The sequence below is a fragment of the Streptomyces galbus genome, from assembly GCF_005280195.1.
GTDB lineage: Bacteria > Actinomycetota > Actinomycetes > Streptomycetales > Streptomycetaceae > Streptomyces > Streptomyces galbus.
The window spans coordinates 174,089-198,099 of record NZ_SZPR01000012.1 but is presented as its reverse complement, the minus strand read 5'-3'; the positions used below and the strand labels follow the sequence as shown (position 1 = coordinate 198,099).

Here is a 24,011-nt window from a genome sequence, read left to right as displayed (position 1 = left end):
CCATGCGCATCGGAATCCTCGGCCTCGGCCGCATCGGCGCCTTCCACGCCGAGACCCTCTCCGGACTCGACGCCGTCGACTCGCTCGTCGTCGCCGACCCGTTCGCGGACGCCGCCAAGGCCGCCGCCGAACGGTTCGGCGCCGAGGTCGCGGACTCCCCCGAGGCCCTGCTGGCCGCCGGGGTGGACGGCATCGTCGTCGCGGCGGCCACGGACGCCCACCCGGCCCTGATCCGCGCCGGCGTCGAGGCCGGCGTCCCCGTCTTCTGCGAGAAGCCCGTCGCCCGGACCATGGGCGAGGGCGTCGAGGTGCTGCGGGCCGTGCGGGACGCGGACGTGCCGATCCAGATCGGCTACAACCGCCGCTTCGACGCGGGCTTCGTCGCCGCCCGGGCCGCCGTGCGCGGGGGTGAACTCGGCACGCTGCACACGGTGCGGTCCACCACGCTCGACCCGGCGCCGCCGCCCGCGGCCTACGTGGCCGCCTCGGGGGGCATCTTCCGGGACTGCTCGGTGCACGACTTCGACATCATCCGCTGGGTCACCGGCCGCGAGGTCACCGAGGTGTACGCCGTCGGCGGCAACCGGGGCGCGGACTTCATCCGGGAGGCGGGCGACGCCGACACCACCGGCGCGGTCCTCACCCTCGACGACGGCACCCTCGCGGTGGTGTCCAACTCCCGCCACAACGGCCGGGGCTACGACGTGCGCATGGAGATCCACGGCTTCCGGGACTCCATCGCGGTGGGCCTGGAGGACAAGCTGCCGCTGCGTTCGGTCGAGCCCGGCGTGACCTTCCCGGCGGGCACCCCGCACGACTTCTTCATGGACCGCTTCACCGCGGCGTACCGGGCCGAACTCACCGCGTTCACCGAGGTGGTGGCCGGCACCCGGCTCTCCCCGTGCACGATCGAGGACGCGCTGGAGGCGGGCTGGATCGCGGAGGCGTGCACGCTGTCGCTGCACGAGCACCGGCCGGTGACGCTCGCGGAGGTGCGCGGCGGCTGACGAGCCGGCAGCTGCGGTGGCCGGTACGGCCCGTCAATGGGCCGCCGGTTCCGCCGGCAGATCGAACACGTGGCCGGGCGAGATGATCCGGGTGATCGCGTCGCCGAACACGGTGCTGGGCTCCTGGTTCTTGTAGTTGATGTCGGTGTTCAGCATGACCACCAAGGTGGCCTGCGCCGACGGCAGGTAGATGGTCAGCGACTCGTAGCCGGGCAGTGAGCCGTTGTGGCCGATCCACCCCTGGACGTCGAAGATCCCGAGGCCGTACCCGGCGCCGGGGATGGACGTCGGGGGTGTGGTGAGCCGCTGCTTCTGCGTGGCGGCGCTGACCATCCGGTCACCGTCGGGGAGTTGGCCGGTGGCGACGGTGCGCGCCCACACCCGCAGGTCCTGGAGCTGGGAGATCATCGCGCCGGCCGCCCAGGCCCAGGAGGGGTTCCAGTCGGCGGTGTCCTCGACCTGGCCGGTCGCGGTCTGGTTCGTGTAGCCCTGCGCGTGCGGATCGGGGAACTCGGTGCCGACCGGGAAGGACGTGTGGTCCAGTCCGGCGGGCTGCAGGATGTGGTCGTGGATGTAGCCGGCGAGCTGCTGCCCGGACATCTTCTCGACCACCAGGCCGAGCAGGATCAGGTTGGTGTTGGAGTAGTAGAACTTCTGGCCCGGCGGGAAGAGCACCGGGTGCTTGAAGGCGTAGTCGAGCAGTTCCTGCGGGCTGAAGTGGCGTTGCGGGTCGGACGTGAGGGCCTTGAAGAAGGCTTCGTCCTGCGAGTAGTTGAACAGCCCGCTGCGCATCCCGGCGAGCTGGCGCAGGGTGATCTTGTCGCCGTTGGGGACGCCCTCGATGTACTTGCCGATGGTGTCGTCCAGGCCGACCTTGCCCTGGTCGACGAGTTGCAGCAGCGCCGTGACGGTGAACGTCTTGGTCTCGCTGCCGATGCGCAGGTACAGGTCGGGCGTCATCGGGCGGCCGGTGTTCTTGTCGGCGACCCCGAAGGACTTCACGTACTCGCCCTTGTCGGGGGTCCAGACGCCGACGGTGACGCCGGGGACGTCCGCCTCCTTCATCACCTGCTGGACCGCGTCGTCGAGCTGCCGCTGCACGGCGGGGGTCAGTTCGACGACGCCCCCGGACGGGGTCGGGGACGGGGAGGGTGAGGACCGGCCGGCCGCGGCGAGGGACGCCGGCGGGGACTGGGGCACCGCGGTGGCCTGGGCGAGGGGCACCACCAGCGCTCCCACCGCGGCGGCGACGACGATCCCCCTGCGCAGTCGTACGGACGCAGGCGACATGGGTGCACTCCCCTGGATGGACGCGTGAGGACCGGTCCCGCGTCGTCGTGGAGGGCGGCGGGACAGAAGGCGGCGAAGCGCCGGACGATTCCCGTACCGACCAGCATAGGAGCGCCCCCGCGCGCCGTCCTGTCGAGAGCGTGCCGGGGCCCGGGGGTGCTCTGCGCCGCCAGCCGTGGCCGCGGCCGGGGCGGTGCCCCGTACCGCGGCCCCCGGCTGCTGTCAGGCGGTCCTCCGGGAGGTGTTCGCCGCGGGCGCGCCGAGGTCCGCCTCCTCGGGGAGCCCTTCCACGTCGACGCCGCGGACCTGGGCCAACTCATGTTTGAGCGCGGCGAGTTCGGCGCCCCCGGCCATGTGGTTGGTCAGTTCCTCCAGGCTGACGTCGCTGCGCGCGGCGGACAGTTCCAGGGTGCCCAGGCGCAGGACGCTGAAGTGGTCGCCGACCATGTAGGCGTGGTGCGGGTTGTGGGTGATGAAGATGACGCCGAGGCCGCGGTCGCGGGCGGCGGCGATGTACTTCAGGACCACACCGGACTGCTTGACGCCGAGGGCGGCGGTGGGCTCGTCGAGGATGAGCACGCGGGCGCCGAAGTAGACGGCGCGGGCGATGGCGACGCTCTGCCGCTGGCCGCCGGAGAGGGTGCCGATGGGCTGTTCCAGGTCGTCGAGGACGATGCCCATGTTGCGCAGTTCCTCGTCGGCGGTCTGCTTCATCCGGGCGATGTCGAGGCGCCGTACGGGCCAGGGGCCCTTGGTCATCTCCGAGCCGAGGAAGAAGTTGCGCCACACCGGCATGAGCGGCACGGTCGCCAGGTCCTGGTAGACGGTGGCGATGCCGCGGTCGAGGGCCTCGCGCGGGGTGCTGAAGCGCACGGGCTCGCCGTCGACGAGGAACTCGCCCTCGGTGTGCTGGTGCAGCCCGGAAACGATCTTGATGAGCGTGGACTTGCCGGCGCCGTTGTCGCCGAGCACGCACGTCACCCGGCCCGGGTACACCGTCAGGTCGACGCCGTGCAGGGCGCGGATGTTGCCGTAGGACTTGCCCGCGCCGCGCAGTTCGACCAGGGCGCCGTCGGCGCTGCCGGGCACGCTGTCGTCGGCGAGGATCGCGCCGTGTGTGTCGTCGTTCGTCATCGCGGTCACCTCCGGGTCGCCGTGCGCTGGACCCACAGATTGATCAGGACGGCGCCGAGCAGCATCACGCCGAGGAACGCCTTGAACCAGTCGGGGTTCCAGCCGGCGAAGACGATGCCCTGGTTCACCATGCCGAACATGAAGGCGCCGAAGACCGGGCCGATGGCCGAGCCGGCGCCGCCGGTGAGCAGACAGCCGCCGATGACGGCCGCGGCGATGTAGATCAGCTCCTGGCCGACGCCCTCGCCGGACTGGACGGTGTTGAAGGAGAACAGGTTGTGCATGCCGACGAACCAGGCGCCGAAGCCCACGGTCATGAACAGCGTGATCTTGGTGAAGGTCACCGGGACGCCGACGGCGCGGGCGCTCTCCTTGTTGCCGCCGACCGCGAAGATCCAGTTGCCGTACTTGGTGCGCAGCAGCACCCACGTGGCGAGGGCGGCGAAGACGAGCCACCACACCACCGTGATCTTCACCTGGACCCCGCCGACGTCGAAGGAGGAGGCGAAGACCTTCCTGGCCTGGTCGAAGCCGTCCATGTCGCTGATGTCGTCGGTGGCGACGTTGCCGGTGACGAGCTTGGTCACCGCGAGGTTGACGCCCTGCAGGATCAGGAACGTGCCCAGGGTGACCAGGAAGCTCGGCAGTCCCGTCCTGATCACCATCCAGCCGTTGAACCAGCCGATGGCGAGGGACAGCAGGAGCGCCACGAGGACGCCGGTCCACACGTTCACCGTGAGCTGGAAGCTGAGCATGCTGGCGGTGAGCGCGGAGGTGATGACGGCGACGCCGGCCGAGAGGTCGAACTCGCCGCCGATCATCAGCAGGGCCACGGGCAGCGCCATGATGCCGATGGTGGACGACTGGTAGAGGACGGTGGCCATGGAGCTGCCCTGGCGCAGGGTCGGGGCAGCGATCAGGAAGAAGATCAGCACCGCCACGGCGCCCAGGAACACCCCGACCTCGGGGCGGGCCAACAGGCGCAGGGCGAGCGGGCGTCGTGCGGTCCGGCCGTCCTTCTCCCGGGGGCCGGGGGCCGGCGGTGTGCCCACCGCCGGCCCTGCCTGCTGGGTCATGCTCATCACCGGGTGCCCTTCGCGGCGAAGCCGGCGACCGAGTCGACGTTGGACTTGTCGACGAAGGCCGGGCCGGTCAGCACCGGCTGCTCACCGCCGCCCATGTAGTTGCCGTTGTTCTTGTAGAGCCACAGCGAGTCGATCGCCAGGTAGCCCTGGAGGTAGGGCTGCTGGTCGACGGCGAACTCGATGGTGCCCTTGGAGATCGCGCCGGTGAGGCTCTTGTTGAGGTCGAAGGTGGCGACCTTCGCCTTGCTGCCGGCGTCCGACACCGACTGCACCGCGGTCAGCGCGATGGGGGCGCCGAGCGCGATCACGTGGTCGAGGGAGGGGTTCTGCTTGAGCTTGGCGGTGATCGTCGACTTCACCGAGGGCATGTCGGTGCCGTTGACGTACAGGGTCTCCAGCGTGCCGGAGAAGGTCTTCTTCACGCCGTCGCAGCGCTGGGTCAGGCCGACGTTGCCCTGCTCCTGGATGACACAGACGGCCTTCTTGGCGCCCACCGAGTTCAGCTTGTTGCCGAGCGCCTCGCCGGCCACCGTCTCGTCCTGGCCGAAGAACTCCAGCAGGCCGAGCTTCTTCCAGTCGCTCACGCCGGAGTTCAGGCCGACGACCGGGATGCCCGCCGCCTTGGCCTTGCCGGCGACGCTCTTGAGGGCGTCCGGCTTGGCGAGCGTGACCGCGATGCCGTCGACCTTCTGGTCGATCGCGTTCTGCACGAGGTTGGCCTGGTTGCCGGCGTTGGGGTCGGCCGAGTAGACGAGCTTGATGTTGTCCTTGGCCGCTGCGGCCTCGGCGCCCTTGCGGACGATGTCCCAGAACGTGTCGCCGGGCGACTGGTGGGTCACCAGGGCCACGGTCATCCGGGGGGTGCCTGCCTTGCCCGCGGAGGCGTCGGCGTCTCCCTCCTCGGCCTTCTTGCCGCCGGAGCTGCTGGAGCAGCCGGCGAGGGTCAGGGCCACCGCCGCGGCCATGGCCACGACCGGGGCGGTTCTGCGGGAGCGGGAGGGAGAAGAGCGGTCCATCTTCCTGCACCTCACTGTGCGGTGGGGAAACTGCGGATTCGGGAGAGGATCGCGAGGATCCGGGACCCGGCGCGGTGCGCTGTTGGGACGGAATCCAATTCCCTGACGCGCCCCCTGTCAATACTTTGTTAAGACATCATTGCAGACCAAGGTCAGAATGTAAGTACAAACCATGGACAGTCCTGGTCGGCGGGGCCTACACCTGAGGGGCCGGGTCCCGCAGCCGCGACGCGCGGATGATCTCTACCCCCGGCGCACGCACGTACCCCTCACCACTCCCGTCCGAGGAGGTGCCACCGATGCCGAGGACCGGTGACCGCGCGCGTACCCTGCCGGGCTCCGCGGTCGACGCCCTGCGCTTCACCCTGGACCGCGGCAGCCCGGTCCCGCTCTGCCACCAGCTCGCCCGGCAGCTCGAGACGGCGATCGAGCACGGGGCGCTGACCCCGGGCGACCTCCTGGGCAACGAGATCGACCTGTCGGCACGGCCGGGCCTGGGTAGCTGGAGTCGACCGGCCTGTACCGCATGATGCGGGCCAGGGGCATCACCCTGCACAGCGCCCGGCAGACGATCGGGGCCCGCTCCGCCACGGGCGAGGAGGCCGCCCGCCTCGACGAGGCCGAGGGGGCGGCCCTGCTGACCATGCGGCGCACGGCGTACGACGACACCGGGCGGGCGGTCGAGTACGGCACGCACGTCTACCGCGCGTCCCGGTACGCCTTCGACTTCCGGCTGCTGGTCCGGCCGTTACGACGGGACCGGCAGCCGGCAGCCGGGGCGCCGGGCGATCCCTAGCGGGGCGCCATGCGCAGGGCGCCGTCCATGCGGACGGTCTCGCCGTTGAGGTAGTCGTGGCCGACGATCGCGAGGGCCAGCTCGGCGTACTCCTCGGGCCGGGCGAACCGGTGCGGGAAGGGCACGCCCTGGGCGAGCGAGGTGCGGAACTCCTCGGAGACCGTGGCCATCATCGGGGTGTCCACGATGCCCGGGGCGATGGTGCACACCCGGATGCCGTACTGCGCGAGGTCGCGCGCGGCCGGCAGGGTCAGGCCGACGACGCCGCCCTTGGAGGAGGCGTAGGCGGCCTGGCCGATCTGGCCGTCGTAGGCGGCGATGGAGGCGGTGTTGACGACGACGCCGCGCTGCCCGTGCTCGTCGACCGGCTCGGTCCGCGCGATGGCCTCGGCGGCGAGCGTCATGACGTTGAAGGTGCCGATCAGGTTGATCTGGATCACCTTCGCGTACAGCGCGAGGTCGTGCGGGCCCTTCTTGCCGAGGATGCGCATGGACGGGCCGATGCCCGCGCAGTTGACGACCGTGCGCAGCGGGACGCCCGCGCCGGCCGCGGCGGCGACGGCGGTGCGCACCTGCTCGGGGTCGGTGACGTCGGCGGCCAGGTAGGTGACGCCGGCCACCTCGGGGGCCCCGTCCACGGCGTCCTTCAGGTCCAGGGCGAAGACCCGCGCGCCGCGCTCGGCGAGGGCCTTCGCGGTGGCCGCGCCCAGGCCGGACGCACCGCCGGTGACGAGGGCGGCGGTGTTGTCGAGCTGCATCATCACTCCTTGCCGAGGACGGTGAGCACACCGCCCTCGCTCCGGTCCAGCGCACGAGAGATGATCATGCGCTGGATCTGGTTGGTTCCTTCGAAGATCTGCATGACCTTGGCCTCGCGCATGTAGCGCTCGACGGGGAAGTCGCGCGTGTAGCCGTACCCGCCGAGCACCTGCACCGCGTCCGTGGTCACCTTCATCGCGTTGTCGGTCGCCACGAGTTTGGCGATCGACGCCTCGCGCGTGAAGGGCAGCCCCTGGTCCTTCAGCCGTGCGGCGGCCAGCGCGATGGCGCGGCTGGACTCGACGGCGGCGCCCATGTCGGCGAGGACGAAGGCCAGGCCCTGGTGCTCGATGATCGGCTTGCCGAAGGTCTCGCGCTCGCGGGCGTAGCGCACGGCGTGGTCCAGGGCGCCCTGGGCGAGGCCGGTGGCCACGGCGGAGATGCCGAGCCGGCCGCAGTCCAGCGAGGCCAGCGCGATCTTCAGCCCCTCGCCCTCCTGGCCGATGCGCCGCTCCACGGGCACCCGGACGCCGTCCAGCCGCATGGTGGCGGTGGCGGAACCGGTCAGGCCCATCTTGCGCTCGGGCGGGTCGGCGCTCAGGCCGGGCGTGCCGGCCGGGACGAGGAAGCAGGACACGCCACGGGTGCGGTCCTCGGAGGTGCGGGCCATCACCGTGTAGAAGTCGGCGTGCCCGCCGTGCGTGGTCCACGCCTTGGCGCCGTCGAGGACGTAGTGGTCGCCGTCGCGCACCGCGCGCGTGCGCATCGCGGCCGGGTCGGAGCCGGCGTGCGGCTCGGACAGGCAGTAGGCGCCGAGGAGCTCGCCGCCCAGCATGTCGGGCAGCCACTGGGCCTGCTGCTCGGGGGTGCCGAAGCGGGACAGCGGGAAGCACGACAGCGCGTGCACCGAGACACCGACGGCGACGCTGGACCAGACCGCGGCGATCTCCTCCAGCACCTGGAGGTAGACCTCGTACGGCTGGCCCGCCCCGCCGTGCTCCTCGGCGAAGGGCAGACCGAGCAGCCCGCTGCGGCCGAGCGTGCGGAAGACGTCCCGGGGGAACGTCTCGTCGGCCTCCGCCTCGGCGACCCGGGGTGCGAGTTCCTTGGCGGCGAGGATGCGCGTGAGCTGGATGAGCTCGACGGCTTCCTCGGTCGGCAGGGCACGAGTGGCAGGCATGGTGACCTCCACGGAACGATACTGAAAGGAGTACGACAGTATCATTCAGCGTACGGCAAGGGGGCGTGACGCAGTAGCCCGCTCCAGCCGGATTCCAGGTCAGGACGAGACGGCGTGCACGATCAGCGAGGCGAGCTGCTCGTACGCCTCGGCGTCGCTCAGCCCGGTGCGCGCCTTCAGCTCGCCCTGCTGGATCTGCCGCATGGTGGCCGCGGCGACCTCGCCCACGAAGGCGGTGTGCACGTCCCGGAAGGCGCCGTCCGAGACGCCGTCGGCGATGAGCTGCCGCACCCGTTCGGCCGCCATCCGGGTGTTGGCCTCGTACACCTCGCGCGCGGGCGGGAAGTCCGCCACGTCGTCGAGGAAGCGGCGCGAGAGGGGCCGGAGCTGCTCGGCGACGGCGGTCAGGTAGGCCCGTACCCGGTCGGAGGGGTCGGCGGTCTGGGCGACCCGCTTCTCCACCGCCTCCGTGGCCCCCCGGAAGTAGTGCTTGACCGCCTCCACGACGAGGCCCTGCTTGCTGCGGGCGAGCTGGTACAGGGTCGTCTTGGAGCAGCGCAGCCGTTCGGCGAGGTCGTCGAGGGTGAGGTCGGAGAAGCCCTGGGCCGTCAGCAGCGCCACGAGTCGTTCCAGCAGGTCGGCCTGGCGGGCGGTACGGCGGGTGGGCGACATGCGCCCAGCCTATCCGCGCCCGGGCGCACCGCGGATCGTGGCCCCGGCGGCCCCTGGGGAGTTTCTTCCGGATCATCGGGACCCCTGGCTCGGCAAGTTGCCGCGCGTGATAGCAGCGTGGCCGGTGGGACCGACACCGTCAACGGCAACCTCGCCGGCCTCCCCCTCGGCTCCGATCGAGCCGTTGCTGCCGGACCCGGACCCTCGGCGGGGTGGGCGATGGCAGGCTGCGGAGGACGCTGCGGGAGGCGAGCGGTTCTCTGCCGGATACGGCGATGGATGCGGTGGCCCGTCACATCCCATGAAGGGATACGTGACATACCCCTGCCTCAGGTCAGGCTTGGACCGCCCGGAGAGCATTGACCCCCGGGCCGCCGGTGACTGGCATCCCCTCGACCCGGGAAACCGGTCGTCGTTCGATCGGACGAGCCGGGATCTGCCGACGCCTCTGGCCGGAGCAGTCCGGCGACCCGGCAGCAAGGGATCGAGGCACTGACGAGTCCGCCACTCTGCCAGCCCGCACCGCCTCCGCACGGACATCGGCATCGGGCAAGTGCCGCGGTTCGGTGAGCGTGGGACGGGGACGCAACCCCTCTGCTCAGGCGTCTGTTCCCAGCGACCTACGCGTAGCGCTCGAACAGAGCGTGGAGGTACTCCTCGAGTCTGCTGCTCAGAAGGGCGGGGTCCAGGTCAGCGCGGCCGAGTTCGCGCCAGGGTACGGCGACCTTCTCCGAGTCCGGGGCGAATGCCAGGGCATCGATGACCCGCCAGTACAGGTACGCCGCACACGGCTCGGCGAGGCGTCCGCCCGCGGCGAGGTACCGGTCCGCGAAGGTCATTCATAGCGAGACCCCGTGGAGCAGAGCCAGAGCCGTCGAGCAGTGGGCCACATCGAGGTCGGCCGGTCCCCACGAGGTCTCCACCCAGTCGACCACACCGCTGATACGGACGTCGTCCCCCTCGCCCTCGAAGAGGACGTTGCCCGGATGGAAGTCCCGGTGCAGGAAACAAGGCCGCAAAGCGGGCGGTTCGCGCCGGATGACGTCGACGGCCCGCTGCCACAGCTCGGGCCGCGCCGTGTTCTGCGGCGCGGCCGCAGCCCCCTCCACCCGGCCTTCCAGGCCGTTGGCGGCAGTCAGCCGGCCTGTTGTTACGGGAGGCGCATCGATCGCCGGGATACGCGAGGTTCGGGGCGGGTTGCCCGGCCCGGGCTGAGGCTTCTGCCCATGGAGCGGCGGCTCAGTGCCTTCGGCGATCATGCGCTCATGTTCTTGGAGGGCGGATGTGTGGGGGCGGCGCGGCATCGCGGACCGCGTGTCAGGTGGCGGCTGCGTGCGGGGCCGCTTTGCGGCGGTATTCGGCGTTGATGCGCTGGGCTTCCTCGAGCTGGTCCTCGAGGACGATGATGCGGCAGGCGGCCTCGATCGGGGTTCCCTGGTCGACGAGTTCCCGGGCGCGGGCGGCGATGCGCAGCTGGTAGCGGGAGTAGCGGCGGTGTCCGCCTGCGGATCGCAAGGGGGTGATGAGGCGGTGGTCGCCGAGGGCGCGCAGGAAGCCCTGCGTGGTGCCGAGCATGTCGGCGGCCCTGCCCATGGTGTAGGCGGGGTAGTCGTCGTCGTCGAGACGGCTGTACGAGTCGTCTGCTGTCATCGAACCTCTCTGAAACGCGTGGAGGGCCCTGGCGCCGTACGGCGCCAGGGCCCGAAGGAACTGCTACACCATCTGCCGGCCCTGTTGATGCGCCGGCCTTCTGTCACCGCACGCCCGGTCGAGATGCTGCCGGGAGTGCTGGGATCGCGGTTGCTCGACCGGAGACCACCTCACTATCGATGTCCTGCGGTACCCGGGCTCAGGACTTCCGCCCGGGCGATCCTGATGGCGCCCAATTCCTCCGTTCATTCCCTCAATTGCTGGTACTGCTGGTGATGCGACCTGCTCCGTGGCCTGTCACAGCGCCACTCTTCGGCAGCCGGTCCCGTAGCCCGTCCTGCGTCTGCGGCTCAGAACCCCACTGCCGAACCTCCCGGTGCGCGCGTCCGCAGCCGACGCCTTCACCGAGGTACCGCTCACTGACTGCACTGCTGCGTACTGCGAACTTCACTTGCGGGTACTGCCACTGCGGTACTGCTCACGGCGGCCCCTGATCACTGCGGGCCACCCGGTCCAGTCGTCAGTCCCGTCACCGTCCTACAACCCTGGCTCCGGAACTCCACCACCGCACCGCCCTGCGAACTGCAACTACGCACTGCTTCCTGGCAGTTCATGTCTGCCAGGCCCTTCTGTCTCTCTGAGCTACGAAAGAAACCGTAACCACTCCATTATCGAATGTCTACTTCAGCCAACACAGATTTTCTGTGTGCGGCGTGAAGTAGGCGACCTCGAGCAGTGACAGGGGGACAGATGGAGTCCGCCCAGCAGGGGAAGGCCGAGTGGGCCACCGGGAGACCGGACGGCGCACGCGTGAGGCGTCGCGGTCGCGTTGACCCGGGCGACCCCGACCAGTCCTTAAGGGATCTCATGGCTGTCCACCCCTGCAGGGACCCTGGGCTGTCACCGAAGTCGAAAGAGAGTCCGTGCCGGTGGTCCTCAACAGGCGCAGCACAGTGGCCCCGCGGCAGACCAGGCGGAGTGTGATCGATCGGTCCTCGGCTTCCAGACGGACACGCGGGAGGAGGTTCGGGCCGCTGGAGTCGCAGAACGTCAGACCGCTGGGGTCGAGGACCACCAGGCAGGGCAGCGGATCCACACGCAGCGCGCTGAACAGGGCGGATCCGAGTTCACCGCCCCCGGGTGACAGCCAGCCCTTGAGGGGTACACGTACTTGGCAGTGATCACACGTTCCGGACGAGATGGGTGAGGAGACGCCGGTGAGCGACTATCCCTTCATCGACGCTCCTCTGCCCGCCAGGCCGGATGTCGTGCTGCACCGGCGTGCCGACTACGACGACGTCCCCGACAGCATCGCGGTCGCCCGCGATCTGACCCATGACTTCCTGGCGGACATCTCCCGCCGCACCGGCATGCTGTCGGACCGGACCGCCGGCGACGTCATGCTTGTCGTCAGTGAGCTGATCACCAACGCCACACGTCACGACGACGGCCCCCGGCTGCTCGACCTCACCTGCACCAAGCATGAAGTGGAGGTGACCGTCTGGGACACCAGCGCTCAGCTCCCCACACGCCTGCCCCGCGACCCCCGCCGCATCGGCGGCCACGGCATCGAGATTGTGACAGCCCTGTGTTCACGGTTCCAAGCAGAACGTGTACCAGGCGGCAAACGCGTCCACGCCTGCATCCCCCTGGCATGACCCTGGTCGCACTAGCCGGTGTCGGTGCGCCCCGAACAGGCATCACCCCGTCGCGGACGGAGCAGGGACAAGGGTGTTCACGGGCGTCCAGCGCGACGGTGACGACAGCACGGCCAAGGTCATAGGGAGCGAGTACCTGCTGCTGGCCGAGGACCGGGAGGCGGTGACGGCGCGCCTGACCGACCCCCGCATACGGCTGGTGACGCCGGGCGAACGCACCCCCGTCCCTGCTGGCCGCTGTGGCGTCAGCGATCCGCCGGTGTCTGGTCGGCACGGCCGGGGTCGCTCGGGCAGAGCCGCACGCAGCATTCGCCGGACTCGGGGGCCAGAACGGCCTGAAGCCCGTTGGCGTTGAGGCCGGTGAGGCAGCCGCTCAGAAACGCCTGGTTCATGCCGCACACGAGCTCGGGGGCCTTCGCGGCCAGCGGGTGGAAGGGGCAGTTGCGCAGCCGGAGCAGGGTGGAGGTTTCCCGGACGGGCTCGTAGCCGTACTCCTCCAGCAGGCCCTCGCAGGCGGTCAGCCCGCGCTCGGGGCCCAGGCGTCCGGGGCGGGTTTCCTGCCGTGCGGCTTCGCCCAGCCGGCGGCCGCGTGCTTCGGCGGCCCGCAGGGCCGACTGTGTGGCGTTCTCGTCGGCCTCTTCGGTCAGGACGGCGTCAAGGAGAAGGTCCGCGAGGAGTTCGTGGCGCCGGTCGGGGATGCTCACGGTGATCTGAGCGTCGGTGGGCTCGTAGACCTTCGGCCGCCTGCCCACCTTGCGGATCCCGCCAGGCGTCTCGTAGCGGGCACGCAGCAGGCCCGCGTCGACGAGTTTGTCGAGGTGGAAGGCGGCGAGCTTGCTGGATATGCCGACGCTGGCGGCGGCCTCGTCGCGAGTCACGGCACGGCCCGCCCGGCGGATGAAGGCGAACATGCGCCGGCGCGAGTCCTCGCTCAGGACGCTGACGGAGTCTATGGCGCTGCCGGACCTGTCGGCCCGTGCTGTCTGATCGGAAGCCACCGGACCACAGTAACTCCCAACCTCATGGGCACAAAGACTTCACTCGAGCCGGTGACCTGTCCGTCTTGACGACACGCCCTCAATAAGACCAAGATTTATTGGTGAAACTAGAGAGAGGAGGAGACGTGTCATGACCGATGATTTCGCGACCCAGGCGAACAGCACCGGCGACCTACAGATGCAGGCGAAGCGACCGGTCAGCGCCTCACTTGCCGGCCCGTACGGCCACCCGTTCCACCCCATCCTGGTCACGGTGCCGATCGGCGCCTGGGTGACCAGCCTGGTGTTCGACATCGCGTCCCACGTGGTCGACCGGCCGGGGTTCCTGACCCAGGGCTCGCAGTGGCTGATCGCGGTCGGAGTGATCGGCGCCCTGCTGGCCGCCACGGTCGGCTTCCTCGACATGTTCGGGATCCCGACCAGAACCCCGGCCTTCCGTACCGCCCTGGTCCACATGACGCTGAACCTGCTGGTCACCGCCGCCTACGCCATCAACTTCCTGTGGCGCCACGGCACTTACACCGACGGCGGGAGTGTCGGCACGGGCAGGCTCGCCCTCTCCGCGGTCAGCCTCGCTGTCCTGGGCGTCTCAGGATTCCTCGGCGGCAAGCTCGCCTACCGCTACGGCGTCCGCGTCGCCGACGAGAACACCCAAGCCGAGGGATACACACCCGGCACCCGCGCACCGAGCGCCAGCCCCAGCGCCTGACCCCGCAAACCCTGTACTCGGCGCCGGCGCGGTCCGGCCGCCCTCGACCTGACGACATTCGGGAGTTTCCTCATGGACATCGCCGCACTGATCACTTGGGTGATCACCGCTCTGGGCGGGTTCTACATGCTCGGCACCTGGATCCAGCGCGGCGGAATCCGCCAGCAGCAGTCCGGCACCAGCCGCCTGCCCGCGCCCGTCATCTTCGGCCACTTCGCCCTGGCCGCGATCGGACTCGTGGTGTGGATCATCTACGTCATCGCCGACAAGGGCGCCCTGGCCTGGACCTCCTTCGGCCTGCTCCTGCCGGTCGCCCTGCTGGGATTCGTGATGCTGGCCCGCTGGATCCCCGTCTACCGCGACCGCGCCACCGCCGGAGCACCGGCCGCAGCAGCGGCCCCCGCAACCGACGCAGCCGTCCCCGCCGAACGTCACTTCCCCCTCGGCGTCGTCCTGGCCCACGGCCTGTTCGCCGTCGTCACCCTCGTCCTGGTCCTGCTCACCGCGCTCGGTGTCGGAGGCAGCTGACATGACCGAGCACCCGCACCAGGCCACCGCCCGAACAGACCTGCACGGTGACCGGGACACAGCACCGGCACGACCTGCCCTGCGAGTCGTCCACGAACCCGCAGGGATCGACCTCGCCGCGGCGGAAGCCGCGGCCGGCCAGTTCCTCACCGCGCTCGGCATCCCCACCACCTCCGAGAGCCTGCGCGGCACACCAGGCCGGATGGCCCGCGCGTACGCCGAACTGTTCAGCCCCCGCCCCTTCGACCTGACCACCTTCCCCAACGACGAGGGCTACGACGAACTCGTCCTGGCACGCCGCATACCCGTCCGGTCAGTGTGCGAGCACCACCTGCTGCCGTTCACCGGCACCGCCCACGTCGGCTACCTGCCCGGCGCCCGCATCCTGGGCCTGTCCAAACTCGCCCGCATCGTCGAACACTTCGCCTGCCGCCCCCAGGTCCAGGAACGCCTGACCAAGCAGATCGCCGACTGGCTGCAAACCCACCTGGAACCCAAAGGCGTCGGCGTGGTCATCGAAGCCGAACACGCCTGCATGAGCCTGCGCGGCGTCCAGGCCACCGGCTCCACCACCATGACCTCGACCCTCCTCGGCCTGCTCCGCTCCGACGCCCGGTCCCGCAGCGAGTTCCTCGCCCTGACCGGCGCCACCCCGTAACCCCGGGGGCCGGGCCGCGAACCGACCCCGGCGATGTCAGCCGCCATTGCACCGGGGCGTCGGGTTCACGTTCGTCACCAGGTTTCCAGCCGGGTGTTCTCCCGCTTCACCTGCGGACGCGTCCCCGCCACGTGCTGCACCTCGTCGGCGTCGACAGCCTCATCGCGGTCCGGCCCACCCTGAGCCCTCACGACACCGCGGAGAAGATGCTCATGCAGCACCGGCGTTCGCGCGGCGGCTTCCGCCGAGGGGGCCGTGCCAGTCCAGGCACAGGACGGTGGCGTCGTCTGCGGGCTGCCGGCCGTCGTAGGCGTCGGCGACCGCGCCGACCAGGGTACGCACGACTTCTCGGGGATGCTCGGCGGCGGTGTCGTGGAGGAGGGCGCGCAGGTCGACCGTCCGCGCTTCGCGTTCCTGCATGCCGTCGGTGTGGAGCAGGAGCCGGTCGCCCGGGCGCAGATCCAAGTCCTGAACCTGGTAGGCGCCCTGCCAGGCCACGCCGAAGGGCAGGTTCACCTCCAGGCGCAGTTCCTCGACCGTGCCGTCGCGCAGCCGCAGCGGCCACGGGTGGCCCGCGTTGACGAGCTGCGCGCTGCGGCCGTCCAGGGCGATGCGCACCAGCTGGCCGGTGGCGAAGGTCCGCTGTCCGTGTGCGACGAGGGCCTGGTGGGTCTGGCGGGCCTGTTCGGCGAGGTCCACCCCGGCGCGGCGGGCGCCGCGGGAGGCGTTGACCAGAAGGGTGGCCATGAGAGAGGCGTTCACGTCGTGGCCCATGGCGTCGGTGACGGACAGGTGCAGCGTGTGCTGGTCGAGGGAGTAGTCGTAGGTGTCGCCGGCGATGTCCGAGGCCGGGACCAGGGCGCCGGCGAGGTCGAACTCGGGCGCCTCGCACGCGGCAGCGGAGGGCAGGAGCTGGCGCTGGATCTCCGCGGCGAGGCTGACCGTGGTGGTGCGGTTGCCCCAGTGGTAGAGGTCGGTGAAGCGGCGGTCGGTGACGATGATGTACGCCAGTGCGTGCGCGGCCTCCTCGACCTGCTCCAGCACGTCGTCGGTGACGTCGGTCAGGAACAGCTCCAGCACCCCGATGGCGTCGCCCCGGTTGGTGACAGGGGCCAGGACCCGCAGCCCGCGCTCGGGACCGTCGTGCGGCGCCCTCACCAGTTGCTGGGTACGCAGGACCTCGTCGTAGACGCTGCTGTCGGTCAGAGGGACCTGATCGGCGCCGCGCTCGTCGCTGGTGGCCGCCTTGTCGCTGACCCGCAGCAGGCGCCGGCCGACGACGTCGACGAACAGGAACGACACGTACCGCGCTGCGAAGCGCTCGCGCAGGTTGCGCGCCACGATGTCCAGCGAGCGCACCGGCGCGGCCTCCTCCGCCGCCGCCAGCACATCCGCCAGACCGATCCGGTCCCGCACTCCGAGCCTCCGAACTGTGAACGTCGCTTCCACCGGCACGGCCTACACCGCCGTTACAGCCCCTGCCTCGCCGCTCGTGCGCGGACGCGAAGCGCCGGTCACGTCTCTTTACCCCGGACATGAGCCCGCATCCGTTCCCGGCACCCGCAGCGGGCAGACAGCAGCGGGTAGGCCGCTCGCCGGCCGTAGGCCAGCACTCGCCTGCCCAGCGTGCGGACCGCGCCGGACAGGCTCGCGGGATGCCGGACACCGCACTGCTCGTCATCGACATGCAGAGTGCCTTGTTGAGCGACGCCCATGACGTCGAGACCTGCCTGCGCAGGGTCGCCCACCTCACCGGGCAGGCTCGCTCCGCCGGCGTGCCGATCATCTACCTGCGACAACGTGCCGCGCCGTCGAGTTGAGCAACGTGCCCCGATGAGCGGGCGGGATCGCCGTCCGCGCCTCTCCGCCGGACAGGCCTAGTCGGCCGCCTGCGCTCTCCTCGGTACCGCCCGCCACAGGCGGCGCTCCCGTGACGCGAGTGGGCGCGCGGCGGATGCACCAGGTCGTGTGCGGTTCGGGCTGAACAGGTGAGTGCTGAACGACGGGGTGCCGAGTAGGGGCGGGATTCCTAGGTCGTGTCCGACTTTGCGGACACGACCTAGGGACCGGGTGCACAGGTGCGACCGGCTCCGCCGCTCGACCGCCCCCAGCATTGAGCCCTCTCCGGGCGTTGCCGCACCGGTCAGCCGTCGAGCGGCTCGTAGTCGAACCAGTCGACGTGCAGGGAGCCGGTCGCGGCGTACACGCCGAGGACGCGGCCGGTGAAGCCGCCGGCGACCTCCGTGGACAGGTAGCGGCCGTCGAGGGAGGCCAGTGCGGCGAAGGTGCCGTCGGGCTCCTCCACGCCGAGCGTGACGGTGTCGGGACCGGTGCGCGGGTCGGTGAGGTCGCGGGAGGCGGCCACCTCCACGCGCAGCACCACGGGTCCGGGCGGTACGGGCCGGGTGGCCACCACCGTGCCGAGCGGGCCGATGCGGGCCCGCACCCGCACCTCGCCGGACGTGGCCTCGACGGCGTAGTGGTGCCGTTCGTCGAGGCGTACGGCCAGGCCGCCGTCGCCCTCCGCGACGTCGACCAGCACGCGGGCCCGGCAGGACAGGTGCTGCTGGCGGCGGCCGACGAAGGTCACGTCGGTGGCGTCGAGCGAGGCCCCGCGGGCCCGCAGGGTGAGCCACCCGGGCCGTTCCCCGGTCGTACAGACCTCCGGTGGGCGGTGCCGCAGCGAGACCCAGTGCGGGGCCAGCACGTGCCCGTCGAAGTCGTCCCGGACGGGGAGGGCGGGGCCCGGCCGCAGGGGCCACGGGGGCGCGGGCGCCGCCGACGCCACCTCGCCGACGACCGGCCAGCCGTCCACCCAGTCGACGGGCGCCAGGAACGTCTCCCGGCCGAGGACGTGCCAGCCGGGGGTGCCGCCGCCCGGGCGCACCCCGAGCAGCACCATCCACCAGGAGCCGTCCGGTCCCTGCACCAGGTCGGCGTGGCCGGTGTTCTGGACGGGGTGGTCCGTGCCGCGGTGGGTGAGGACCGGGTTGGCCGGGCACGGCTCGAACGGGCCGTCGGGGGTGCGGGCGCGGGCCACGGAGACGCCGTGGCCGCGCTCGGTGCCGCCCTCCGCGATCAGCAGGTACCAGTGGTCGCCGATCCGGTACAGGTGCGGCGCCTCCGGGGCCTTGGCGCCGGGGCTGCCGGACCAGATGCGGCGGTGGGGTCCGAGCGTGCGGCCGGTGTGCGGGTCGAGGCGGACCTGTCCCACGCCGGCGACGGTGCACCAGCAGGTGCCGTCGTCGTCCCAGGCGAGGTCCGGATCGATGCCGGGAACACCGGGCAGCGGGACCGGGTCGGACCACGGGCCCGCCGGGTCGGTGGCGGTGACCAGCAGGTTGCCGCCACCGCTCACATTCGTCACGACCAGCCAGAAGCGCCCGTCGTGGTGGCGCAGCGTCGGCGCGTAGACGCCGCCGGAGGAGGGCGAGTCCAGCGGCAGCCGCAGTTGCCCGGGCCGGTCGAGGACGTTGCCGATCTGCGTCCAGTGCACCAGGTCCCGGCTGTGCAGGAGGGGCACGCCCGGGAAGTACTCGAAGCTGGAACAGGCGAGGTAGTAGTCCTCCCCGACCCGGCAGACGCTCGGATCGGGGAAGAAGCCGGGGATCACGGGGTTGGTGATGGTGGCGCCCGTCTCGGGCCTGCTCGACACCCTGATCGAGTCCTCTCGCTGGTCGGCACGCTCCCTGTCCGGCACCAGGGTCCGTGGGCGGCGCGGGCCTTGGCAAGATCGCGTCACCGGGTTTCGTCCCCCGGCCGGCCCTGCACCGGGCAGCCGGTCCCCGTACCGGCGAGTTAGATCCGCGCCGCACAGCGGGATGGATAGCGTCATGGATCGTTCCCGCCCGCCCGGTGTCCTCCTCGAGTGCTTCCCGCCGCACGCGCGCAGCGTGCCGCTGGCCCGCCGGTTCGTGCGGTCGGCGTTGCGCGGTGCCGCGCCGGAGGTGGTGGACACCGCCGAGCTGCTGACCAGCGAGCTGGTGACCAACGCGGTGCTGCACGCGCGTACCGAGGTCGAGGTGCGCGTCTGGTCGCACGAGGGACACGTACGGGTGCGCGTCGACGACAGCCGGCCGGACCGCCCGCTCGTGCCGCGGGAACCGCGGCCGTACGCCGGTGCCGGACGGGGTCTCGCCGTGGTCGAGGAACTGGCGTCCAGCCACGGCGCCCACCCCGGGGAGGACCGCAAGACGGTCTGGTTCGAGCTGTGGCCCCAGGCCCCGGCGCCGCCGACGTCCGGGTGGGACTCCGCGCCGGTGCAGGGCCGGACCGCGACCGTGAGGCTGGTCGACGTGCCCCGGGTGCTGTTCCGGGCGGCGCAGCAGCACGCGGACGAGATGCTGCGCGAGCTGACCCTCACCACCGACGCCGAGGACCGCACCGGGGTGTCGCCTGCCGAGCTGCTGGCGGCCGGCGACGTGGCCGGCGTGATCAACGCGTGCACGACGTTCGCGCTGGAGGAGACGGTGACCGGCGGCGCCACGGTGACCCTGGACGTGGCGTTCCCGTCGGACGTCGCACCGGCCGTGGAGACCCTGCGGCACGTGCTCGAACACGGTGACGCGGCCGCGCAGCTCGGGACCCTACTGACCCTCCCGGCCCCGCCGCACGTGCGGGGCCACCACCAGTGGGTGCTCGACGAACTGGTCACCCAGCTCGCCGGGGGCCCGCCCACCGCGTGGACCCTGCTGCCCGGTGTGCCGGACGCGGCCTCCGTCGAACTGGCGCCGTGGGACGCCGGCGAGGTGGAGGGCAGCGGTGTCCCGACGGTCGCCGCCGACGACGCCGGCCGCATCATCGCGGTGAGCGCCACTCTGGCCGACCTGCTCGGCTGGCGGACCGACGAGCTGATCGGCCGGCCGCTGACGGTGCTGATCCCCGAGCACCTGCGCGAACGCCATCGGGCCGGGTTCACCGCGCTCCAGCTCACCGGCCGTTCCCGGATCATGGGCCGCTCCATCCCGCTGCCGGCGCTGCACCGCGACGGCAGCCTGGTCCCCGTGCGCCTGCACGTGCAGAGCCAGGAAGCGGTGGACGGCCGCACGGTGCACGTCGGCCAGTTCATGCCCCGGGCCACGGCTCCCGGGGAGGAGCGGCCGGTGTCCCGTCCCTTGCCCGGGCCGCCGACGCGGCCCCCCACCGGCCTGGCCGCGGCGCCGCGGGCCGCCGGTGCGCAGGCGGAGCGGGACTGGGAGCGGCTGAGCCTGCTGGCCGACACCACCAGCGCGCTGTCGAGCACGCTCGACCTGCCCGAGGGGCTCCGCCGGGTGTGCCACGTCCTCACCCAGCGGATGGCCGACTGGTGCGTGGTCGACCTGCTCGACGAGTACGGGGACGCCGAACGGGTCTGCGTCGTCCACCGGGAGCCGCAGGCCCTCGGCGCCGGGGTGGACCTCGGCCGGCTGCCCCCGGTGTCCGAGAACGCCCGGGGGCCACTGGCCCGGGTGCTGAACGGCGCAGGTCCGCTTCTGATCACCGACGTCCCCCCGCCGGAGCAGGCGGAGAGCGCCCTGGACGCCCGGCAGCTCGAGCTGTTCCAGCAGCTCGGCGCCGGCAGCACGATCATGGCCCCGCTGCGCGGCCGCCGGGAGGTGCTGGGCGCCCTGATCGTCGTACGGACCGGCCACGACGACCCGTTCACCGAGCAGGACGCGCTCCTCGTCGCCGACCTCGTCCAGGGCATCTCGCTGAGCGTCGACAACGCCCGCCTGCACCAGCACACCCGCACCGCGGCCGAGCGCCTCCAGCGCTCCCTGCTGCCCCGCCTCCCGCACATCCCGTCGATGGAGATCACCGCCCGTTACGCCCCGTCCAGCACGACCGCCCAGGTCGGCGGCGACTGGTTCGACGCCTTCACGCTGCCGGACGGCGACACGGCCCTGGTCATCGGGGACGTGTCCGGGCACGACCTGAACGCCGCCGTGACGATGAGCCAGTTGCGCAACATGCTCCGCGGCATCGCCGTCGACCTCCAGGACCGGCCCGCGGAGGTGCTCGGCCGCCTCGACCTCGCCACCCTCACCCTCTACCCGCACTCCACCGCGACCTGCGCCTACGCCGTCGTCACGGGCCCCCGCGACGGCCCCTGGGAGGTGCACCACTCCTCCGCCGGACACCTCCCCCTGCTGCTGACCTGCCCGGACGGCGACACCCGCTACCTGGACACCGCCTCCGGGCTCCTCATCGGCGTGGACAGCGGCTTCCCGAGGCCCACCGCCCGCGACGTCCTGCCGGCCCACGCCACCCTCCTGATGTTCACGGACGGTCTGATCGAACGGCCGGGGGAATCCCTCAGCGACTCCATGACCCGGCTGCGCCGGCACACCGCGGCCCTCGCCCGGGCACCCCTCGACGTCTTCTGCGACGAGCTGATCCTCGGGCTCGGCGCCGGGAGCACCGACGACATCGCCCTCCTGGCCCTGCGTCCCACGCCCTCGGATCCCTGAGGCCCCGACGCAGGAACACCAGTACGCTGACGTCCCGCCCTCACCCGCGGGAGAACGGACCTGACGACATGGCGCTGATCCTGGTCACCGGAGCCTCGACCGGCCTCGGCCGCGACACGGCGGAGGCACTGGCGGGCGAGGGACACGACGTCGTCGTCCACGTCCGCAACCGGGCCCGGCTCGACGGCACGGACCCAGGCCGGTGGACGGGCGTGGTCGTCGGGGACCTCTCCGTGCCGGACGAGATCGAGGACGTCGCCCGCCAGGCCGCCGCGTTCGGCCGCTTCGACGCCGTCGTCCACAACGCCGGGGTGCTGAGCGGCCCCGAGACGGTCACCGTCAACACGGTCGCGCCGTACGTGCTGACCGCCCGGCTGGAGAAGCCCTCCCGGCTGATCCACCTCAGCAGCGGCATGCACCGCTCCGGCTCCACCGACCTGCGGGGGCTGACGACGGGGACGGCCTCCTACAGCGACACCAAGTTGTGGGTCACCGCCCTGTCGCAGGCGTGCGCGTCCCGCTGGCCGGGGACGGCCAGCCACGCGGTGGACCCCGGCTGGGTGCCCACCCGCATGGGCGGCGCGGGGGCACCGGACGACCTGGTGGCCGGGCACCGCACCCAGGTCCGGCTGGCCACCGACCCGGACGTGACCCCCGCGACCGGCGGCTACTGGTACCACGAGCGGACCCAGGCCCCCCATCCGGCGGCCCTCGACGGGGAGTTCCAGGAGCGCCTGCTCCGGGCGCTGGAGCAGCACACGGGCGTGCCGCTCGGCTGAGCCCGACGCGGCCCGGGAACCGGGCCGACATGCAGAAAGGGCCCCCACGGGCTGCTGCCCGCGAAGACCCTTCGCACCGTCGGGACGACAGGATTTGAACCTGCGACCCCTTGACCCCCAGTCAAGTGCGCTACCAAGCTGCGCCACGTCCCGGTGCGCTGCCGCGGCCGGAGCCGCGTGATCGCGCGTACAGAACTCTACCCCACACCGGGCGGTGCGCCGAAAAGGGCCGCCCGGCGGGACAATCGCCGTATGAGCGGCACGAGGGAGACGGACGGCGACGCGCGCGACCGGGACGAGGAGGGCCGGGCGCGCAACGCGCGGCCCCGGGACGGGCTGGGGCGGCCCCTGCCCTACGGCGCGCCCGGGGTGGCGCGGCAGCCGGAGGGGGTCGTGCGCACCCCGGACGAGACGGTGGCCGAGGCGCAGGAACTGCTGGCGGCGGGCAGGCCCTTCCACGCGCACGAGGTCTTCGAGGACGCCTGGAAGGCGGGCCCGCAGGAGGAGCGGGCCCTGTGGCGCGGCCTCGCGCAGCTCGCGGTGGGCCTCACGCACGCGGCCCGCGGCAACCGGACCGGCGGGGCCCGGCTGCTGCGCCGGGGTGCCGGGGCGGCCGAGGAGTGGGCGGCGAAGGGCGGGAAGACGCGTCCGCACGGGATCGACCTGCCCGGCGTGATCGCCTGGGCGCGGGCCCTGGCCGACGGGGTCGAACGCACCGACGCCCCCGTGGACGCCCGGGCCCACGCACCCCGCCTGCGCTGACCCGCCCCTGCCCGGCAGCCCGTGCGTCTCCCGCGCGCGTGCGGGACCGGTGCGGTCACTGTCAGTGCCGTACGGCAGACTCGGTGCGTGCGAACCATTCATGTCATCGGCATCGGCGCGGGCGACCCGGACCAGCTCACCCTGCAGGCCGTCAGGGCGCTGCGCGACACGGACGTGTTCTTCGTCCTGGACAAGGGCGAGGTGAAGAGCGACCTCACGCAGGTGCGCCGAGACATGCTCGCGACGCACGTGCCGGAGGGCACCTACCGGGTGGTGGAGGCCCGTGACCCGGAGCGCGACCGCGCCGCGGGCGGCTCGGCGTACTCCCCGGCCGTCGGGGACTGGCGCAGCGCCCGCGCGGACATCTACGAGCGGCTGATGTCCGAGGAGCTGGGCGAGGAGGAGACCGGCGCGTTCCTGGTGTGGGGCGACCCGGCGCTGTACGACAGCACCATCGGCATCCTGGAGGAGGTCCGGGAGCGCGGCACGGTGGACTTCGCCTATGACGTCGTCCCGGGCATCAGCAGTGTCTCGGCGCTGGTCGCCCGGCACCGCACGGGGCTGAACCGCGTGGCGCGGCCGGTGCAGATCACCACCGGGCGGCGGCTCGCGGAGGGCTTCCCGCAGGGCGTGGACGACGTGGTGGTGATGCTGGACGCCCACCAGACGTTCCGGCAGTACGCCGACCAGGACATGGACATCTACTGGGGGGCGTACATCGGCACGCCCGACGAGATCCTGGTCGCCGGTCCGCTCGCCGAGGCCGCGCCCCGGATCGAGCGGCTGCGCGCGGGGGCCCGGGAGCGCAAGGGCTGGATCATGGACACCTACCTGCTGCGCCGGCACCCGGAACGCCCGTAGGGGCACCCGCCCCGCGCGGT

The 24,011-nt window shown here is 71.8% G+C and carries 22 protein-coding genes, 1 tRNA gene and 2 pseudogenes; 11 read left to right on the top strand and 14 right to left on the bottom strand.

Features of this window, described 5'->3' with window-relative positions; translation table 11 throughout:
* Positions 1 to 2: 2 nt before the first annotated feature.
* A complete protein-coding gene (locus tag E4U92_RS13910) occupies positions 3 to 1,007 on the top strand; it encodes a Gfo/Idh/MocA family protein (protein WP_137300685.1) in 1,005 nt (334 codons plus the stop codon).
* 33 nt (positions 1,008 to 1,040) lie between these two features.
* Here the strand turns inward: E4U92_RS13910 and E4U92_RS13905 are convergent, their stop codons facing one another.
* From E4U92_RS13905 to E4U92_RS13890, 4 genes are all read right to left on the bottom strand, one after another.
* Positions 1,041 to 2,297, bottom strand: a complete 1,257-nt coding sequence (locus E4U92_RS13905; protein ID WP_137300684.1) for a serine hydrolase domain-containing protein — start codon at positions 2,295 to 2,297, stop codon at positions 1,041 to 1,043.
* A gap of 222 nt (positions 2,298 to 2,519) precedes the next feature.
* Positions 2,520 to 3,431 carry an ATP-binding cassette domain-containing protein gene (locus E4U92_RS13900; protein WP_137300683.1) on the bottom strand — a complete coding sequence of 304 codons (912 nt, stop codon included), beginning with the start codon at positions 3,429 to 3,431 and terminating at the stop codon, positions 2,520 to 2,522.
* A gap of 5 nt (positions 3,432 to 3,436) precedes the next feature.
* Positions 3,437 to 4,513 (bottom strand): ABC transporter permease, encoded by a 1,077-nt coding sequence (locus E4U92_RS13895; protein WP_137300682.1) that lies wholly within the window; start codon positions 4,511 to 4,513, stop codon positions 3,437 to 3,439.
* Positions 4,513 to 5,532, bottom strand: a complete 1,020-nt coding sequence (locus E4U92_RS13890; protein WP_137300681.1) for a sugar ABC transporter substrate-binding protein — start codon at positions 5,530 to 5,532, stop codon at positions 4,513 to 4,515. The genes E4U92_RS13895 and E4U92_RS13890 overlap by 1 nt, the downstream gene beginning before the upstream one ends.
* A 299-nt stretch (positions 5,533 to 5,831) precedes the next feature.
* On the opposite strand from E4U92_RS13890, the pseudogene E4U92_RS13885 reads away from it, so the two are divergent.
* A pseudogene (locus E4U92_RS13885) lies at positions 5,832 to 6,328 on the top strand (UTRA domain-containing protein).
* On the opposite strand, the gene E4U92_RS13880 reads toward E4U92_RS13885, so the two are convergent.
* The 6 genes and pseudogenes from E4U92_RS13880 to E4U92_RS37240 form a co-directional block, all read right to left on the bottom strand.
* The gene (locus E4U92_RS13880) at positions 6,325 to 7,086 is read right to left on the bottom strand and encodes an SDR family NAD(P)-dependent oxidoreductase (RefSeq protein WP_137301101.1); all 762 of its coding nucleotides are present in this window, start codon (positions 7,084 to 7,086) and stop codon (positions 6,325 to 6,327) included. The pseudogene E4U92_RS13885 and the gene E4U92_RS13880 overlap by 4 nt on opposite strands.
* A gap of 2 nt (positions 7,087 to 7,088) precedes the next feature.
* Positions 7,089 to 8,267, bottom strand: a complete 1,179-nt coding sequence (locus tag E4U92_RS13875; protein ID WP_137300680.1) for an acyl-CoA dehydrogenase family protein — start codon at positions 8,265 to 8,267, stop codon at positions 7,089 to 7,091.
* Positions 8,268 to 8,366: 99 nt separating this feature from the next.
* Complete coding sequence (locus E4U92_RS13870; protein ID WP_137300679.1) at positions 8,367 to 8,939, bottom strand: TetR/AcrR family transcriptional regulator; 573 nt, start codon at positions 8,937 to 8,939, stop codon at positions 8,367 to 8,369.
* 620 nt (positions 8,940 to 9,559) lie between these two features.
* A pseudogene (locus E4U92_RS13865) lies at positions 9,560 to 10,198 on the bottom strand (aminoglycoside phosphotransferase family protein).
* Between the two features lie 58 nt (positions 10,199 to 10,256).
* Positions 10,257 to 10,589, bottom strand: coding sequence for a MerR family transcriptional regulator (locus E4U92_RS13860; protein ID WP_137300678.1), 333 nt, complete (start codon positions 10,587 to 10,589; stop codon positions 10,257 to 10,259).
* 865 nt (positions 10,590 to 11,454) lie between these two features.
* Positions 11,455 to 11,664: an STAS domain-containing protein gene (locus E4U92_RS37240; protein WP_373311463.1), complete on the bottom strand. Its 210-nt coding sequence runs from the start codon at positions 11,662 to 11,664 to the stop codon at positions 11,455 to 11,457.
* Between the two features lie 142 nt (positions 11,665 to 11,806).
* Here E4U92_RS37240 and E4U92_RS13850 point away from each other — a divergent pair, with 142 nt between their 5' ends.
* Positions 11,807 to 12,247: an ATP-binding protein gene (locus E4U92_RS13850; protein ID WP_168725110.1), complete on the top strand. Its 441-nt coding sequence runs from the start codon at positions 11,807 to 11,809 to the stop codon at positions 12,245 to 12,247.
* 245 nt (positions 12,248 to 12,492) lie between these two features.
* Here the strand turns inward: E4U92_RS13850 and E4U92_RS13840 are convergent, their stop codons facing one another.
* Positions 12,493 to 13,245, bottom strand: a complete 753-nt coding sequence (locus E4U92_RS13840; protein ID WP_137300675.1) for a helix-turn-helix transcriptional regulator — start codon at positions 13,243 to 13,245, stop codon at positions 12,493 to 12,495.
* 130 nt (positions 13,246 to 13,375) lie between these two features.
* Here E4U92_RS13840 and E4U92_RS13835 point away from each other — a divergent pair, with 130 nt between their 5' ends.
* From E4U92_RS13835 to folE, 3 genes are all read left to right on the top strand, one after another.
* Positions 13,376 to 13,954: a DUF2231 domain-containing protein gene (locus E4U92_RS13835; protein ID WP_137300674.1), complete on the top strand. Its 579-nt coding sequence runs from the start codon at positions 13,376 to 13,378 to the stop codon at positions 13,952 to 13,954.
* A 72-nt stretch (positions 13,955 to 14,026) separates the two neighbouring features.
* Positions 14,027 to 14,482 (top strand): hypothetical protein, encoded by a 456-nt coding sequence (locus E4U92_RS13830; protein ID WP_137300673.1) that lies wholly within the window; start codon positions 14,027 to 14,029, stop codon positions 14,480 to 14,482.
* Between the two features lies 1 nt (position 14,483).
* The gene (folE, locus tag E4U92_RS13825; RefSeq protein ID WP_137300672.1) at positions 14,484 to 15,140 is read left to right on the top strand and encodes a GTP cyclohydrolase I FolE; all 657 of its coding nucleotides are present in this window, start codon (positions 14,484 to 14,486) and stop codon (positions 15,138 to 15,140) included.
* Between the two features lie 210 nt (positions 15,141 to 15,350).
* Here folE and E4U92_RS13820 read toward each other — a convergent pair whose 3' ends face one another.
* Positions 15,351 to 16,556 carry a PP2C family protein-serine/threonine phosphatase gene (locus E4U92_RS13820; protein ID WP_229862012.1) on the bottom strand — a complete coding sequence of 402 codons (1,206 nt, stop codon included), beginning with the start codon at positions 16,554 to 16,556 and terminating at the stop codon, positions 15,351 to 15,353.
* Between the two features lie 239 nt (positions 16,557 to 16,795).
* On the opposite strand from E4U92_RS13820, the gene E4U92_RS35885 reads away from it, so the two are divergent.
* Positions 16,796 to 16,960: an isochorismatase family protein gene (locus E4U92_RS35885; protein WP_168725109.1), complete on the top strand. Its 165-nt coding sequence runs from the start codon at positions 16,796 to 16,798 to the stop codon at positions 16,958 to 16,960.
* Between the two features lie 323 nt (positions 16,961 to 17,283).
* Here the strand turns inward: E4U92_RS35885 and E4U92_RS13810 are convergent, their stop codons facing one another.
* Entirely contained in the window at positions 17,284 to 18,795 is a 1,512-nt protein-coding gene (locus E4U92_RS13810) for a glycoside hydrolase family 43 protein (protein ID WP_174863846.1), read from the bottom strand.
* A 178-nt stretch (positions 18,796 to 18,973) separates the two neighbouring features.
* Here E4U92_RS13810 and E4U92_RS13805 point away from each other — a divergent pair, with 178 nt between their 5' ends.
* Both E4U92_RS13805 and E4U92_RS13800 read left to right on the top strand, forming a co-directional pair.
* On the top strand, positions 18,974 to 21,589 hold the full coding sequence (locus tag E4U92_RS13805) for a SpoIIE family protein phosphatase (RefSeq protein WP_137300670.1): 2,616 nt from the start codon (positions 18,974 to 18,976) through the stop codon (positions 21,587 to 21,589).
* Between the two features lie 68 nt (positions 21,590 to 21,657).
* The gene (locus E4U92_RS13800) at positions 21,658 to 22,368 is read left to right on the top strand and encodes an SDR family NAD(P)-dependent oxidoreductase (RefSeq protein WP_137300669.1); all 711 of its coding nucleotides are present in this window, start codon (positions 21,658 to 21,660) and stop codon (positions 22,366 to 22,368) included.
* A gap of 79 nt (positions 22,369 to 22,447) precedes the next feature.
* On the opposite strand, the gene E4U92_RS13795 is transcribed toward E4U92_RS13800, so the two are convergent.
* A tRNA-Pro gene (locus E4U92_RS13795) sits at positions 22,448 to 22,521 on the bottom strand.
* Between the two features lie 99 nt (positions 22,522 to 22,620).
* Between E4U92_RS13795 and E4U92_RS13790 the strand changes: the two genes are divergently transcribed.
* Both E4U92_RS13790 and cobF read left to right on the top strand, forming a co-directional pair.
* The gene (locus E4U92_RS13790) at positions 22,621 to 23,130 is read left to right on the top strand and encodes a DUF309 domain-containing protein (protein ID WP_137300668.1); all 510 of its coding nucleotides are present in this window, start codon (positions 22,621 to 22,623) and stop codon (positions 23,128 to 23,130) included.
* A gap of 87 nt (positions 23,131 to 23,217) precedes the next feature.
* Positions 23,218 to 23,991, top strand: a complete 774-nt coding sequence (cobF, locus tag E4U92_RS13785; protein ID WP_137300667.1) for a precorrin-6A synthase (deacetylating) — start codon at positions 23,218 to 23,220, stop codon at positions 23,989 to 23,991.
* Positions 23,992 to 24,011: the final 20 nt, after the last annotated feature.